12 protein-coding genes are annotated in these 14,633 nt (G+C 65.1%); 5 read left to right on the top strand and 7 right to left on the bottom strand.

The annotated features are described in order from the left end of the window. Positions 1-94 precede the first annotated feature (94 nt). Both GGC65_RS22305 and GGC65_RS22300 read right to left on the bottom strand, forming a co-directional pair. Complete coding sequence (locus GGC65_RS22305) at positions 95-2,044, bottom strand: serine hydrolase domain-containing protein (protein WP_225940962.1); 1,950 nt, start codon at positions 2,042-2,044, stop codon at positions 95-97. A gap of 248 nt (positions 2,045-2,292) precedes the next feature. Further along, the gene (locus GGC65_RS22300) at positions 2,293-2,958 is read right to left on the bottom strand and encodes a helix-turn-helix domain-containing protein (protein WP_192649159.1); all 666 of its coding nucleotides are present in this window, start codon (positions 2,956-2,958) and stop codon (positions 2,293-2,295) included. A gap of 182 nt (positions 2,959-3,140) precedes the next feature. Between GGC65_RS22300 and GGC65_RS22295 the strand changes: the two genes are divergently transcribed. Together GGC65_RS22295 and GGC65_RS22290 are read left to right on the top strand one after the other, a co-directional pair. Beyond that, positions 3,141-3,896 carry a helix-turn-helix transcriptional regulator gene (locus GGC65_RS22295; RefSeq protein ID WP_192649158.1) on the top strand — a complete coding sequence of 252 codons (756 nt, stop codon included), beginning with the start codon at positions 3,141-3,143 and terminating at the stop codon, positions 3,894-3,896. A gap of 97 nt (positions 3,897-3,993) precedes the next feature. Further along, positions 3,994-5,094 (top strand): pyridoxal phosphate-dependent aminotransferase, encoded by a 1,101-nt coding sequence (locus tag GGC65_RS22290; RefSeq protein WP_192649157.1) that lies wholly within the window; start codon positions 3,994-3,996, stop codon positions 5,092-5,094. A 73-nt stretch (positions 5,095-5,167) separates the two neighbouring features. Here GGC65_RS22290 and GGC65_RS22285 read toward each other — a convergent pair whose 3' ends face one another. Next, complete coding sequence (locus GGC65_RS22285; protein WP_192649156.1) at positions 5,168-6,088, bottom strand: ornithine cyclodeaminase family protein; 921 nt, start codon at positions 6,086-6,088, stop codon at positions 5,168-5,170. An 85-nt stretch (positions 6,089-6,173) separates the two neighbouring features. Between GGC65_RS22285 and GGC65_RS22280 the strand changes: the two genes are divergently transcribed. Next, positions 6,174-6,896 carry a helix-turn-helix domain-containing protein gene (locus GGC65_RS22280; protein ID WP_225941291.1) on the top strand — a complete coding sequence of 241 codons (723 nt, stop codon included), beginning with the start codon at positions 6,174-6,176 and terminating at the stop codon, positions 6,894-6,896. Between the two features lie 79 nt (positions 6,897-6,975). Next, positions 6,976-7,932 carry a threonine/serine dehydratase gene (locus tag GGC65_RS22275; protein WP_192649154.1) on the top strand — a complete coding sequence of 319 codons (957 nt, stop codon included), beginning with the start codon at positions 6,976-6,978 and terminating at the stop codon, positions 7,930-7,932. A gap of 5 nt (positions 7,933-7,937) precedes the next feature. Here GGC65_RS22275 and GGC65_RS22270 read toward each other — a convergent pair whose 3' ends face one another. Then, entirely contained in the window at positions 7,938-8,723 is a 786-nt protein-coding gene (locus tag GGC65_RS22270; protein ID WP_192649153.1) for a class I SAM-dependent methyltransferase, read from the bottom strand. 91 nt (positions 8,724-8,814) lie between these two features. Between GGC65_RS22270 and GGC65_RS22265 the strand changes: the two genes are divergently transcribed. After that, positions 8,815-10,065, top strand: a complete 1,251-nt coding sequence (locus GGC65_RS22265; protein WP_192649152.1) for a hydrolase — start codon at positions 8,815-8,817, stop codon at positions 10,063-10,065. Here GGC65_RS22265 and GGC65_RS22260 read toward each other — a convergent pair. From GGC65_RS22260 to GGC65_RS22250, 3 genes are all read right to left on the bottom strand, one after another. Continuing rightward, positions 10,048-11,055 (bottom strand): alpha/beta hydrolase, encoded by a 1,008-nt coding sequence (locus GGC65_RS22260; protein ID WP_192649151.1) that lies wholly within the window; start codon positions 11,053-11,055, stop codon positions 10,048-10,050. The genes GGC65_RS22265 and GGC65_RS22260 overlap by 18 nt on opposite strands. After that, the gene (acnA, locus tag GGC65_RS22255) at positions 11,052-13,619 is read right to left on the bottom strand and encodes an aconitate hydratase AcnA (protein WP_192649150.1); all 2,568 of its coding nucleotides are present in this window, start codon (positions 13,617-13,619) and stop codon (positions 11,052-11,054) included. Before acnA ends, GGC65_RS22260 begins: the two co-directional genes overlap by 4 nt. Before the next feature lie 69 nt (positions 13,620-13,688). After that, a complete protein-coding gene (locus GGC65_RS22250; protein WP_192649149.1) occupies positions 13,689-14,552 on the bottom strand; it encodes a GntR family transcriptional regulator in 864 nt (287 codons plus the stop codon). Between the last annotated feature and the right edge of the window lie 81 nt (positions 14,553-14,633).

The raw sequence follows: 14,633 nt of genomic DNA, 5'->3' as shown, positions 1-14,633 counted from the left end.
ATTATTTTCAAATTTTGATAAAAGCAATATGATTGGAGAAGTTTTCTTTTGCCGGCAGGCGGGGCGGCTATGCCGAGCGCCCCGCCCTGCCCCGTCAGAAGCGGGTCCCGAAGCCGATCAGGTGGAAGCCCGCGCCGATCCACAGGAGGACCACGGCGCTGGCGAGCAAGACGATGCTCCAGAATTTGGCGAACCTCCCGCGCTTGCCCGTCCAGACGTGTCGGATGTTCCAGAACGTGCTGGCGAGCAGGCCTAGGAATATGATCGGCGTCGCGATCTGCAGCGTCACCAGCGCCCAGTCGAGTTCGCCGCTGAGCGACGAGAAATCGCTGACCAGCGTCGACACGAACAGGATCCACGCGACCATCACCGCGACGGCGAGGGCCGCAAAGCCGCGCGTCAATCGGTAACTTCTGAGCGCGGCGGGCGCGAGGTCTGCTTTCACGCCGTACCGGCGACGGACAATCGCCCCTACGGGCCAGGCGATCGCGGTGAGCAGCAGCGCGCCGAGGCTGACGAGCATCGCCGGCGTGAGCCAGGCGGTCGACAGATACCAGGGCACGCGATCGAACGCGATATAGGGTGACGCCGAATCGACGCTGAAACGCACGACGCGGCCATTTTCGACCTTCGCGGCGAGACGCATCTTACCATCGGCTTCGCGCCACAAAAACGGGGCTATTTCGACCCATTTGCGCGGCTGGCCGCCGATGCCCGGCGCGGCGTTCACCCGTATGCCGCCGTCACCATCGAGGGAGACTTTCGTCTGCCCGGCCAGTTCCATCGCTTTCAGGAAGCTCGTTTCGAGCCGCCGGGTCTTGTTGTAGGTGCCGACCATCATGCGCGCATGCTCGCGCGCGGTTGCGGCATCAACGCGGCCGTCGCGCTCATCGAACGGGAAGTAGCGATCGGCGAAGGCTTCGAACAGATAGGCGCGGATCGGCCCCGACACATTCTGCATCCCCGCGGCGTTCATCGACATATAGATGCCGACCTTCTCCTCGGGGAAGATCCAGAGCTGGCTGTGGAAATTGAGGCTGTCGCCGGCGTGCGACAGCGCTTTGCGGCCGTTGATATTCTGCTCGTAAAATCCCAGCGCCATCCCGTTGAGCGGCGGAACCAGCCGAAGGATCGTGTCGTGCATCTGCGCCGCGGTCGCGGGTTTCAGGAGCGGGCCGCCCTTCTCGAGATGCGCGATCATGAAGCGCGCCATGTCGGCGCCCGACGCGGTCATCGCGCCCGACGGCGCGAGGCTGCTGAGTTCGAACGGCCCCGGCTTGCCCGAGCCCAGCATATAGCCGCTCGCCATCGAGGGCTTCAGCCGTGCGGGAAGCGGCTGGCGAAAGGTCGATCGCGTCATGCCTGCGGGCGCAAAGATGTGGCGCTCGACATAATCATCATAGGGGAGCCCCGACACGCGCTCGACGATATAGCCCGCCAGCGAGGTGCCGTAGTTCGAATAGGCCGGCGTCGTGCCCGGCGCGTAGATCCGGTACGGAACCTGGCGCTTCAGCGCCTCGCCGAGCGACGGGATCTTTTTCGGATCATAGCTGTTGAGCCCGCGCTGCACCTCGTCGAAGCCGCCGGTGTGCGTCATCAGGTTGCGCATCGTCACCGGCTTGCCGGCGAAAGGCGGAATCCTGAAATCGAGGTAGCTATTGATGTCCTTGTCGAGATCGATCTTGCCCTGCTCGACGAGTCGCATCACTGCCGTCCAGGTAATCAACTTCGACACCGAGGCCTGCCGGAAAAGCGTGGCTTCGGGATCGACGGGCCGCCGCTTCCCGACATCGGCGTAACCGAAACCGCGCTGGGTCAGCACCTTGCCGTCCTTGACCACCACCACCACCGCACCCGCCGCGTCGCCGCGCTTGAGGGCATAGGGCATATAGCCATCGAGCCACGCATCGACGTCGCTTTTGATCATCGCCGGGGCGGACAACGGGCTTGGGCCGCGCGCGTCCAGCGGCTTGGGCGCCGTTTGCGCGGCGGACAGCGTCACCGATGGCGCCATGACCCCGACCAGCATCGCCGCAGCCAGCATTGCGCAAGACCATATAAACCGCATTCGCCCTCCCCTTTCGACGTAGCCATTTGCCGGCCTTGTCGATGAAATTTCAGTTTTTGAAATATTTTCAATTCCGGACATAGGCATCCAGAACGAAAATTTGTCAATGGCGGACGCGGCGGGGCAGCCGCGGTGCGATGCCGCGGGCAAATTTCAGAACGGCGGAATTTTCCGAATCGGCGGCGAGAGCCGATTAGCGGGAGCGCAGGGTCAGGGTTATAGGATTATTCGGTTTCGACCGGATGAAGCGCCGACTTCAGGTCGGCATCGGTTGCCGAGCAGACCGACAGGATACGGCATGGTCCATCGCCCACCGCAACATAGCCATGCCCCATCGACGCGTCGAAATAGGCCGAATCGCCCGTTTTCAGGCGCGATGGCGCGTACATGTCGGTGTGAAAATCGCATTCGCCTTCGAGCACGAGGACATATTCCTCCCCCGAGTGGCGCATCAGATCGCCGAAATCGTCGATCGAGCGCACCTTGATGTCGATGATCATCGGATTGAGCGTCTTGTTGAGCAAATCCGCCGACGGATAGGTGTAATTATAGGTCGCCGTCTTGATCGACGGCCCCTCACCGGCGGGCGTGATGCTGCGCCGGCCGGTGGCGGTATGCGTGGCGGCCGGGACCGACGTCGCCGCCGCGAACAGCTGCGTGATGTCAATGTCGAGCCCCTGGCTCAGCCGCAGAAGCTTTTCATAATTGAGCGACATCTTGCCGGTTTCAATCTTTGACAAAGTTGAAACCGGAATACGGGTGCGCTCGCTCACCTCGGCAAGCGTCCATCCCTTTTCAATCCGCAGCTCCCTCAGGAATATCCCGGGATTGCCGTCGACGGCGGTCCGCCGATCGCTTCCGGTTGGAATGGGTTGGCGCGTTGCCGGCATTTGCGTCCTTTCACTCGATTTTCTCATCTAGCATATATTTGCGTATTTATCGCATCGATCAAGCCAGACAGCATCATGGATCAAGACGATCGGCAAAGAATTTTGCGCATTGGGTGTTGTCGATTTGGTTGCATACAGCGCTGCACGCCGCCACTGATGCGCCGATTCGCTGGGATGACAGGATGACCAACAAGCTATCCATTCGCATTTCTCCGGAGTTTACGAGCTTCGTCGGTCGCGGCCCCTGCGACCCCGAGGTTTTGCCGCCCGACGCGCTCATCTTCGGCTTTGGTGATATTGGCGAGCCTGCTGTGTCGATGCTCCTCCCCGGCGATATTGCCGGCCTCGCCGACGATCATCTCGTTGTATTCGCTATCAGTCGGGCGGCGTGCGACCGCTTGTTCGGCCTCCGCCCCAAGGCGGATGGACGCTGGTATCTCCCCGCCAATCTTCGCGGGCTCGGCCGCGCGGTGGTCGCCGTCGAGGGCAACAGCGAAGTCGACGACATGCTTCGCAGCGCGCGCAGCCAGGAATTGCTCTGCCAGCTTTTCGCCGAACTCGCCGCCGACCGCATGGTCGAGGTGGGCGGCAGCACCTCGCTCAGCGAACTCGACATCACGCGCGTCGCCGCGGCGCACCAACTGGTCAACGAAAAGTGGCAGGAAAAGCTCACCGTGGGCAGCGTCGCGCGGCGCTGCGGCCTCAGCAAAGCCAAACTGACACGGGGCTTTCGCGAGCTTTACCAGTGCAGCGTCGCCGAGGCGGTGAGCGAGCGGCGGCTGCAGCGTGCGCGCCAGCTCCTGGCGCAGAGCGATCTTCCGATATCGAGCATCGGCTATAATTGCGGCTATATGAGCAACGCGAGCTTTACGCGCGCCTTTGCCCGCCGCTTCGGCATGGCGCCGACCAAGATGCGCGGCCGCGAGGCCACGGCCTGAATGCGCGGACGCAAATAGGCATCCCCCGAAGGAGGGGTGGCACGATGCCGCCCGTTCCAGCATGATCCGGGCTCCATATTTATCGAGGTGAGCCGCCATGCGTTACGCAAGACTTCCGATCGAGGTCGAGTCCCCCGAAGAGTTCGGGTACGGAAATATCCGCAACAATCTGGCCGAAAGTTCGATTTCGGACCGCAAGTTGTCCGATCTCGGACTGACCGTGCCCGACCTCACCCTGCTCTATACCGAGCATCGTGGCAGCACGTCGCTGCGAGCGCTGATCGCGCGCGATGGTGCGGGGCTGACCGCCGACGATGTGCTCGTCACCACGGGGGCCGCCGGGGCGCTGTTCATCATCGCGACGGCACTGCTTTCGCCCGGTGACCATATCGTCGTCGTGCGGCCGAACTACGGGCTCAACCTCGAAACCCCGCGCGCGATCGGGTGCGAGATCAGCTATATCGACCTGACCTTCGACACCGGCTTTCGTACCGACGTCGACCAGATTGCCGCCGCGGTGACGCCGAAGACCAAGGTCATCAGCATCACCCACCCGCACAACCCGAGCGGCATATTGTCCGACGAGGCGGAACTCCGCCGCCTCGCGCAGATCGCCGCCGAAGCCGGCGCCTATCTGGTGGTCGACGAAACCTATCGCGAGCTGTGCTTCGGCACGCTGACCCCGCTCGCCGCGACGCTCGGCAGGCATGTGATCAGCGTGTCGTCGCTGTCGAAGGCCTATGGCATTCCCGGCACGCGCATGGGCTGGCTGATCGTCCAGAACCCCGAACTGCACGAGATTTTCCTCGCGGCGAAGGAGCAGATCGCGATCTGCGGCAGCGTCGTCGACGAGTGGATCGCCGAGCAGCTTCTGTCGCAGAAGGACAAGGTCCTCGCCGAAACACTCGCCGAGATGGGGCAGCGCCGCGCGCGCGCGATCGAATGGATGGCGGGCGAGGATATGCTCGAATGGAACGAGCCGTCAGGCGGAGTTGTCGGCTTCGTACGGATGCGCAGCGAACCCGCAGGCGGCGTCGCGGCCTTCTACGAGCGGTTGCTCAATGACCATGGCACCTATGTGGCGCCCGGCCACTGGTTCGACCTGCCCGATACCTATTTCCGCCTTGGCTATGGCTGGCCGACGCGCGAGGAGATGGAAGCGGGGCTGGTCGCCATCTCGGCGGCGTTGCGCGGCTGACAAGGCGCAGGGCGCGCAAACAAAAGGGGCGGCCGATCGAGTCCGGATCGGCCGCCCCTTTTGTTTGCGCGCCTTAGTTCGCGAGCCGTTCCCACACCGTCTTGGCGATCGCGATGTCCTGCACTGCGACGCCCGTGAGGTCGGCGACGACGATCTCGTCGTCGGGAAATGCGACCGGATTTTCGAGCAGCGCGCCGAGTTCGACGAGCGTTTCGGGCGCAATCTGCCCCGCGCGGATCGGCCAGCCGGCCTCGCCATGATGGGCGCATTGCACTGCGGAATCGACGATCAGTCGCGCCTTCGCGGTCAGCGCGGTTTCGAGTTCCTGTTTGCCCGGCGTGTCGGCGCCGACCGCAACGATCCTCGTCCCCGGCCGCACGATATCGGCCGTCAGCACGGGCGACGTTGACGGCGTCGTGGTGACGATCAGATCGGCGCGGGCGCACAGTTCGGCCAGATCGACCGCCTCACCGCCCAGGTCGTTAGCGAGCGCCAAGGCCTTGTCAGGACTACGTCCACAGACAAGTATTTCATCGAGACCGAGCAGACGCGCGATCATTTCGCCCTGCATCTTGGCCTGAATGCCCGTGCCCACGACACCCAGTATCTTTGACCCCGGGCGCACGATCGCGCGCGCGGCGATTGCGCCCGCCATCGCGGTGCGCGTGTCGGTGAGTATGCCCTGATCTTTAAGCATCGCAAGCTGTTCGCCGGTCTTCGCGCTCACGACGATCATGCAGCCGTTGCTCGACGACAGACCCTGTTCGGGATTGCGATAGAAGCTTGTTGCAAATTTGAAGACGAAGACGTCGTCGCCGGCGATATAACCGCCTTTGACGTGGCAATCGCCGGGGGGATGCTCGAAATTGAGATGCGCGACCTCGGCGAGTTGTACGCCACCGCGATGAAGGCGGCGAAACCCGTCCTCGACCGCGGCAAGCGCCGCCGCCTCGTCCAGCGCGTCCAGTATCTCGGGCAATTCGACGATCCGCATGGCATCCTTCCTGCTGCTACGCGACAAGTTCGTGTCAGCTTTCGCACGATAGTCCATCCCCCCGTGGAGGGATGAGGCCGTGACGATGCAATCCGCACTGACCGACATGATCGGCGTGATCGGCGAAGAGGGCTTCATTGCCGTCACCGCCGAGAGCGTGCGCACGGCGATCGGCTTCGACCTTGCGGCCGCCGTGCTCCACCGCGCCGATACCCGTGCCGAACTGTTGTTCGACGGTTTCGCTCCTGCGGGTTTTGGCGAGGGCCTCGCCAATTATGTCCATCACACGCATGGCATGAGTCCGATGGTGCACCCCGTCCCGATGCTTGGCGCAGTGCGCGCGAGCGATTTTGCGATCGACGGCGGCACCCGGACCGACACCTATCTTGTATGGACCAGCGACGAGGAAATGGGTTTCCGTACGCTCGGCTGGCCCGAACGGTGCGAAGAGATCGGGCTCTATGTCGCGGCGTGGGGCGGCGTCGTCGAACTCAGCTTTTATCGCGAACGTGCGCGCACGTCGCTGCCTTCCAGCGATCTGCGCGCCCTAGGTGAGCTTTCGGCGCCGGTAACCGCTGCTTTCGAACGACACGGCCGCTTTTCGCGCCCTGCCCCGGCGCATGAGCATCTGTCGGCGCGCGAATGCGACGTTTATGAATTGATGGTCGCGGGCTGTTCGAGCGAAGCGATCGCGCTGCGGCTCGGCATCAGCCGCCACACGGTCAAGGATCATCGCAAGCAGATTTTCCGCAAGCTGCAGGTAGGCTCGCTCGCCGAATTGTTCGCGCGGAGCCGCCGCGCCAATTGACCCCTCCCAAGGGGGATGGCTTGGGGCCCAAGAATTGGGCAGGCTCGTTCCATTACGCAATTGAACGATGGAGCGCAGCATGGCCCCCCTTTTCGACCAGATCCTAGAGGCGCACGCGGCGATCCGACCACAGGTTTCGGTCACGCCGCTCGAGCCGAGCCCCGTCCTGTCGAAACTGCTCGGCTGCGACGTCTCGCTCAAGCTCGATTTCCAGCAGCCGACCGGGTCGTTCAAGATTCGTGGCGCGACCAACAAGGTCCGCACGCTGGACGACGAAGCGCGGCGCCGCGGCGTGCTGACCGCTTCGACCGGCAATCACGGCATGGCGGTCGCACGCGCGGGTGCGCTCGCCGGGGTTCCGGTGACCGTCTATGTCGGCAATGACGCGCTTCAGATGAAGGTCGACGGCATAAAGGCGCGTGGCGCCGAAGTCGTGGTGATCGACGGCCCGGCGGGCGACGCCGAGCTGGCGGCGCGGCGCGCGGGCGAGGAACAGGGCCGCACCTATATCTCGCCCTATAACGACCCGGCGGTGATGGCGGGCCAAGGCACGATCGGCATCGAGATCGCCGAACAGGACCCCGATCTCGACGCGGTGTTTATCGCGGTCGGCGCGGGCGGGCTGATGGGCGGCGCGGGGACCGCACTCCATACGCTGCGCCCCGGTATCGAGGTCGTCGGGGTGTGGCCCGAGGCGTCGCCGTGCATGCTGCGCGCGCTGGAGGCGGGCGAGATCGTCCCGACGCAGGAATTCCCGACCCTGTCCGACGGTACGCTCGGCGCGATCGAGCCCGGCTCGATCACCTTCCCCGCGTGCCAGAAGGCGATCGACACGCGGATCGTCGTCGACGAGGCGGAGATCGCGGCGGCGATGAAGCGCATTGCCGAAACCGAACGCTGGATGATCGAAGGCGCTGCGGGCGTCGCCTTCGCGGGGCTTGTCCAGCAGGCCGAAAAATACCGCGGGCGCAAGGTCGCGGTCGTATTGTGCGGCCGCAACATCGCGCTCGATCTGTTCTTGCGGACGATTGGCTGAGCGGCTCAGCCGGGCGAACGCGCGATGTACAGCGGCGTCTGGAACATCCGTTCGAACTGGTCGCCGCGTTCGCGCAGCGCCTGCGCCTCCACCGCGTCCAGCCGCGCCTCGCGCTGTTCCGTCGGCAACTGCCGGACGGCCGAGAAGGTCGCGAAGAGCGCGCGCAATGACGCAGGTGTCATCGCGATGCGCCGTTCCAGCATGACATGCTCGATCGCGGTCAGCCCGGCTGCGGCAAGATCGGCGGTGCGCGCGGCGGCGTCGAGCGAATAATGCTGGTCCGACAGCATCGACGGCGGGCGCGCCAGCCCGTCGAACAGCGCGTCGAACAACGGGTCTTCGCCGGGCTCGCTAAAGACGTTCCACCACATCGCAAAATGGCCGCCGGGTTTCAGCAGCCGCCGCACGTCGGCGAGCGCGGGTCCGGCTTCGAGCCAATGGAAGGCGGTCGCGGCGACGATCAGGTCGAAACTTCCGTCACCGGGCACGGCAGGTCCAAAGGCCATGTTCGCCACTTCGAGCCGTGCCTCGCCCCATTCGCGAAGATGCGCGGACAGTTCAGGATCGGGCTCGACGGCCACGACACGCGCCGCGCGAGCCCCCAATAACTCACGCGTCGCCTGCCCTGTTCCGGGTCCGATTTCGAGGACGCTCACGCCCGGCGCCATGCCGCCACGTTCAACAAGGATGGCGAAAACTTCGCCCGGATAATCGAGCCGCCCCGCCGCATAACCCGCGACATCGGCGCCGAATGCGGTGGTGCCCACCGCGCGATCCAAAGCGTTGCTCATCATGGCTCCTTTCGCCTTCCTCTAGGGCTGACATTCTGTCCTGTCGCTGTCGCGACAGCGAGGTGAAAGCGGCCGAACCTAGGACAAAATCATGTCCATAGCCGACATCAGCCGCGACGAAGCGGACGCCCTCGCCTGGATCGATGCGCTCGGTCCGGTGCTGCTCGAACGCACGCTCGCCTGGTCGGCGATCAATTCGGGGAGTTTCAACCTCGCGGGGCTCGGTCATATGGCTGACCTCATCGGCGGCGAGATGGACCGGCTTGGCGGGACGGTTGAGCTTCGCGACCCTGCGCCCTTTGCCTATCCCGATGCGCGCGGCGATCTCCAGCCGGTGCAGCACGGTCGCAACCTCCATTTCCGCCGCGATGCCGCGAGCGCCGCAAACCGCGTGCTGCTGGTCGGACATATGGACACAGTGTTCGGGGTCGAGCATCCGTTCCAGGCTCCCGACTGGATCGACGAACGGACCGTGCGTGGCCCCGGCGTCGCCGACATGAAGGGCGGCATCATCGTGATGCTGACCGCGATCGAAGCGCTGTCGCAAATCTCTCTGGCCGATCGTCTCGGAATCGAAGTGATCGTCAACGCCGACGAGGAAGTCTCGTCGGTCGGCTCCGAACCCCTCCTCGCCGAAGTCGCGCAGCGCTGCACCGTTGGCCTAGCGTACGAGCCTTCTGCCACCCCCGAAGGCGTGCTGGCAGGCGCGCGCAAGGGCTGCGCCAACTTCGCCGCCGCGATCACCGGCCGCGCGGCGCATGCGGGGCGCAATCCGCAGGACGGGCGCAATGCGATCGTCGCTGCGGCGGCGCTTGCGGGACGGATCGCCGCGCTGACGGGCGCACGCCCCGATCTTACCGCCAATCCGGCGCGGATCGACGGCGGCGGGCCCGAGAATATCGTGCCCGATCGCGCGGTGCTGCGCTTCAACGTCCGCCTCGCCGACCCGGCGGATCAGCCCTGGCTGCTGGGTACGCTGAACCGGCTGGTCGACGAAATCGCGGCGCGCCACGATGTCGAAATCAAGTTGCACGGCGGCATCCAGCGCCCGCCCAAGCCGATGGACGCGCATCAGCAACGATTGTTCGACCTCGTTCGCGACTGCGGTGCCGCGCTCGACCTCGACATAGCATGGCAGGCGACGGGCGGTGCGTGCGACGGCAACAATCTCGCCGCGCACGGACTTGCTGTCGTCGACACCCTCGGCGTGCGCGGCGGCGCGATCCATTCGGACCGCGAGTTCATGATCGTGGATTCGCTCGTCGAACGCGCCAAGCTGTCGGCGCTGCTGCTGATGCGCCTCGCGCGGATGGAAGAAGGCTTCTCAGCGCCCCGCGGCTAATGATTCAAAAAAGGCGAAGGTACGCCTGAGCGCTAGCAGACTCGCGTCGCGCGTAGCTTGGGACGTACTTCCCGTCAGGCCGTGATCGACGTCGGGGATGAGCAGTAATTCGGCCTTGGCCCCGGCGCCTTGCAGTGCGGTCGTCATCGCTTTCGATTGCGATACGTCGACCGTCTCGTCCTTCGTCCCGTGGATCAGCAGCATCGGCGGCACCTTCTTGCCGATGCGGTACAGCGGGCTCGCCGCGCGCGCGACGTCGCGGCATACCGCTGGATCGCAGCCAAGCAAGCCCGTGACATTAACACTGGGAACATGCTCGAGATCGAAAACGCCGTACCAGAGCGCTGCGCCCTGCACGCAATCGTCGGCCGGCGGCGCCTTGGTGCCCTTGAGCGCATTGATCTGGCTTCGCGAAAGTCGGCCAGTCGACGGCTGCGGCTCATATTCGGCGGCGCCGCAGGTTACCGCCGCAAGCGAGGCGAGATGTCCGCCCGCCGAACCGCCCCATAGATAGACGCGGGACGGGTCAATACCGAGCGCGCCGTTCTGTGTGCGAAGATGCCGGATCGCCGCCTTCACATCCTGTATCTGCGCCGGAAACTTCGCCTCGCCGCTGAGGCGATAATCGAGCGAGGCGACGACAAAGCCCCGCGCCGCGAGCGATGCGAGCACCGCCGGCCAGTTGGCATAGGCGCCCGATGTCCTCGCATCGCCGCGGCTCCAGCCGCCGCCGTGGATCCACAGCACCGCAGGGCGCGGCTTGCTGCGGTCGCGGGGGGCGTAAATATCCATGCGGACGGGACGGAAGCCGTCGAGGTTCGAAATCTCCACCTGCGGCCAGGCGACGACATCGCTAGGAAAGGCGACATCGGCTTGCGGAAAGACATCCTCGCGCGCGCTCTTTTCGGCGATTTCGGCCTCGACGGGCGGCTGTGCAGCAACGGGTACGGCGAGCAGCATGGCGAGTACCGACAGGCAGAGCCTCTTCATCCGACTTTCTCCATTTGTGGAAGCAGGCGTCGCAAAAGCGCGGGAAGCATTCCGCCGCGCGCCAATATGTCACACTCGGCCTGCGTATCGGCGGCGAGGCGCGCGGCATAATCCCGAACCGCGCCGCGATCCTCGATACGCAAGGCGACCGGCGCGCCGGGCTCTAGCGGCACTGCGCCGGGAAAGCAGATCAGCGCGTCGGGCGATAATTCGCGCAGCGCCAGCGCGTCTTCGCGCGCGACGGTCAGCGGCAGCACCGCCATGTTGATCAGATTGCTGCGATGGATGCGCTCGAAGCTCGATGCGATCACCGCCCGCACGCCGAGCAACTGCGGCCCTTTCGCCGCCCAGTCGCGCGACGATCCGGTGCCGTAGCGGTCGCCCGCGACGATCACGAGCGGTGTGCCTTCGGCGGCGTAAAGTTCGGCCGCATCCCACAGGGTCATCTCCGTCCCGCTTGGCGCGTGCACTGTGCGGCCCGGCGCGATCCCCGGGCGCAGCAGATTGTCGACCGAGGGGTTGGTGAACAGTCCGCGCACCATCGCCTCCCAATTGCCGCGGCGCGCGGCGAAGACATTGAGGTCGCCCGGCGTCTCGCCGCGCTCGATCAGATAGCGTGCAGCCGGCGTGCCCGCAGGAATTGCACCCGCCGGCGAAATATGATCGGTTGTGATGTCGTCGCCGAGCACAAGCAGCGGATGCGCCAAGGCTCCATCCAGCGTGGGCCGCGCATCGGCCCGAACGAAGGGCGGCGGACGCAGATAGGTCGATCCCGAATCCCAAGGGAAGAGGGCGCTGTCCGGCGCCTCGAGCGCCGCCCACGTCGGGTTCGCTTCGGCGGCATCATAGCGAAGCTGGACATCGCCCGGCGCGCGCGCATCGGCGAGCAGGCGGTCGATCTCCCCGGCATCGGGCCATATCTGGTCGAGTATGACGGGCGTGCCGTCGCTACGACGACCGATCGGATCGCACAAAATGTCCCGCGCCGCATCGCCGGCGATAGCGAAGGCGACGACCATCGGCGGCGACAGGAGGAAGCTTTCGCGCACCTCGGGATGGACGCGCCCCGGGAAGTTGCGATTGCCCGAAAGCACCGCGACGGGCACCACGCCTCCGGCAATGGCCTCATACATCCTCGGCACCAACGCCCCCGAATTGCCGATGCAGGTCGTGCAGCCGACGCCGACGATCCCGAAACCAAGTTCTTCGAGTGGTCCCATCAGCCCGGCACGGCGCAGCAACGCTTCGGCCGCCGGCGACCCGGGCGCGAGCGAGGTCTTCACCCAATCGGGGACCGTTAGCCCCGCAGCAACGGCATTGCGCGCGAGCAACCCTGCTGCGACAAGCATCCGCGGGTCGCTGGTGTTGGTGCAGCTGGTGATCGCGGCGATCGCGACTGCGCCCGCGGGGACGTCGCCCGCAGCGATACCCGCGGCAATATGGGCAAGAGTGTCACCGGCGGCGCGCAAGTCCTGCGGACGCGAGGGCCCGGCGGCACCGCGCACGACGTCGGCAAGATCGATTGTCAGCACCTCGGAGTAATCCGGCGCGGCTTCGGGCTCGAACCACAGGCCTTGTCGGCGGCAATAGTCCTCGACCAATTGCACCGCGTCCGCCGGGCGACCGGTTTCGCGCAGATAGGCGATCGTTCGCGCATCGACCGGAAAAAAGCCGGTCGTCGCGCCATATTCAGGCGCCATATTGGCGACCGCCGCGCGCGTGTCGGCCGACAGCGTCGCGATACCGGGGCCGAAAAATTCTACGAAGCGGCCGGCAACCCCATGCGCGCGCAGCCTTTGCGTGACAAGCAGCGCAAGATCAGTGCCGAACACATCGGCCGGCAGTTCGCCGACCAGCCGCACGCCGACGACTTCAGGGACGCGCAGAATCACAGGCAGCCCGAGCATCGCCGCCTCGGCCTCCAGCCCGCCCACGCCCCAACCGAGCACGCCGATGCCATTCACCATCGGGGTGTGGCTGTCGGTTCCGATCAGCGTGTCGGGGACCGCCCAATCGGCACCGTCGCGCGATTCGACACGCACGATGCTCGCCAGCCGTTCGAGGTTCAGCGTGTGCATAATGCCGGTGCCGGGGGGATGGACGGTCAGCTTTTCGAACGCCCCGCTCGCCCATTTCATCAACCGCAGCCGCTCGGCGTTACGCTCGCGCTCGCGTGCCATGTTGAGCCGCGCCGCATCGGGATCGGCGAAATGGTCGACCGCGAGCGAATGGTCGGTGGAGACATCGACCGGCACCACTGGATCGATCCGCGCCGGATCGCCGCCCTCGGCCGCAAGCACATCGCGCGCCGCAGCGAGGTCGACGAGCGCAGGGACGCAGGTCGTGTCGTGCATCATGATGCGGCCGGGGTAGAACGGTAGTTCGACATCCGCCTGCCCACCGTCGATCCACGCCGCGAACGCCGCCGCGCCATCGTCGCCCCCGGCACGCAGCAGGTTTTCAGCCACCAGCCGGTGGATCACCGGCATCGTCGCCAGACGGGCACCCAGTCGGGCAGGAAGATCGATGATGCGAAGCGGCTGGCCTGCGGTGTCGAGAATCATGATTGCGCCTCGTCGGTTTACCCGATCTCAGCTGGGTCGATACATGACTTTTGTCAATGCAAAATGCAATTATTCGACCAGCCCGACCTTCTGGTCGAGCGCTTGACCGATATGACGACGGAGGAAGTCGGTAGCGAGCAGCATGTCACCGCGCTCAATGAGGTCGAGCAGCGCCAGATGTTCACGACACTGCTGCTCGAGACGGCTGCGGTCGGCGATCGCGCGAAATTCGATCAGCCGGCGGAGGCGATTAACGCGCCGGATCGCGTCGAGGAAGAAGCGGTTGCCCGACCAGGCGACGAGCGTCTCGTGAAGCCCCGAATTAATTTCATACAGGCCGGCGCGCGACAGGCTGACGATACCACCCTCCAGCAATCGGTTCTGAGCGGCGCGCAACGCCTCCAGTTCGGCGGGAACGAAACGATATCCGGGCTGCAGGAGCGCCTCGGTCTCGATCGTCGCGCGGAACCGATAGGCCTGTTCATAAGCCTCGGCCGAATGGAGCGTCGCAAGAAACAGCCATCCGTGCCCCGGGAGGCGTTCGACCCAACCCTCCTCGGCGATCTGTGCAAGCACGCGCTGAAGCCGGGCGCGCGTCGCGCCGAAGCGGCGCATCATTTCATTCTCGCTCGCCCGGTCGGGCAGCGTGCCCGACAGGCGCGCCTCTATAATGGCACCATAGAGCGGGTCGTCACCTTGCCCCGCTGCCGCCGCACTGTCAGGCGCGCGCCTGACGAAGAAGCCGCGATTGGCTTGTGCCTCGACGATGCCCGCCGCGGCGAGCGTCTTCAAAGCCGCAGTTACCGGCGCGCGCGATACGCGGAAGCGGTCGGCAAGCGCCTGCGCGGCCAGATGATCGCCCTCGCCCAGCCCCTCGGCACGGATATGGTCGGCGATCTGGCGCGCGATCCGGTCTGCCAAACGTTCGGTCATACCAAAGACTTGAATCGACAAAATGCAATTTTCAAGCAAAAACGGCGCGCCGTGTCAGCGATATGACAGCCAAGGGAGTGC

The organism is Sphingopyxis sp. OAS728, from assembly GCF_014873485.1.
GTDB lineage: Bacteria > Pseudomonadota > Alphaproteobacteria > Sphingomonadales > Sphingomonadaceae > Sphingopyxis.
This window is presented reverse-complemented; position numbering and strand designations above follow the sequence as displayed.

Excerpts from the sequence above, each read along its gene's own strand:
- GGC65_RS22305 (WP_225940962.1), bottom strand. The coding sequence starts at position 2,044 with ATGCTGGCTGCGGCGATGCTGGTCGGGGTCATGGCGCCATCGGTGACG.
- GGC65_RS22300 (WP_192649159.1), bottom strand. The coding sequence starts at position 2,958 with ATGCCGGCAACGCGCCAACCCATTCCAACCGGAAGCGATCGGCGGACC.
- GGC65_RS22295 (WP_192649158.1), top strand. The coding sequence starts at position 3,141 with ATGACCAACAAGCTATCCATTCGCATTTCTCCGGAGTTTACGAGCTTC.
- GGC65_RS22290 (WP_192649157.1), top strand. The coding sequence starts at position 3,994 with ATGCGTTACGCAAGACTTCCGATCGAGGTCGAGTCCCCCGAAGAGTTC.
- GGC65_RS22285 (WP_192649156.1), bottom strand. The coding sequence starts at position 6,088 with ATGCGGATCGTCGAATTGCCCGAGATACTGGACGCGCTGGACGAGGCG.
- GGC65_RS22280 (WP_225941291.1), top strand. The coding sequence starts at position 6,174 with ATGCAATCCGCACTGACCGACATGATCGGCGTGATCGGCGAAGAGGGC.
- GGC65_RS22275 (WP_192649154.1), top strand. The coding sequence starts at position 6,976 with ATGGCCCCCCTTTTCGACCAGATCCTAGAGGCGCACGCGGCGATCCGA.
- GGC65_RS22270 (WP_192649153.1), bottom strand. The coding sequence starts at position 8,723 with ATGAGCAACGCTTTGGATCGCGCGGTGGGCACCACCGCATTCGGCGCC.
- GGC65_RS22265 (WP_192649152.1), top strand. The coding sequence starts at position 8,815 with ATGTCCATAGCCGACATCAGCCGCGACGAAGCGGACGCCCTCGCCTGG.
- GGC65_RS22260 (WP_192649151.1), bottom strand. The coding sequence starts at position 11,055 with ATGAAGAGGCTCTGCCTGTCGGTACTCGCCATGCTGCTCGCCGTACCC.
- acnA (WP_192649150.1), bottom strand. The coding sequence starts at position 13,619 with ATGATTCTCGACACCGCAGGCCAGCCGCTTCGCATCATCGATCTTCCT.
- GGC65_RS22250 (WP_192649149.1), bottom strand. The coding sequence starts at position 14,552 with ATGACCGAACGTTTGGCAGACCGGATCGCGCGCCAGATCGCCGACCAT.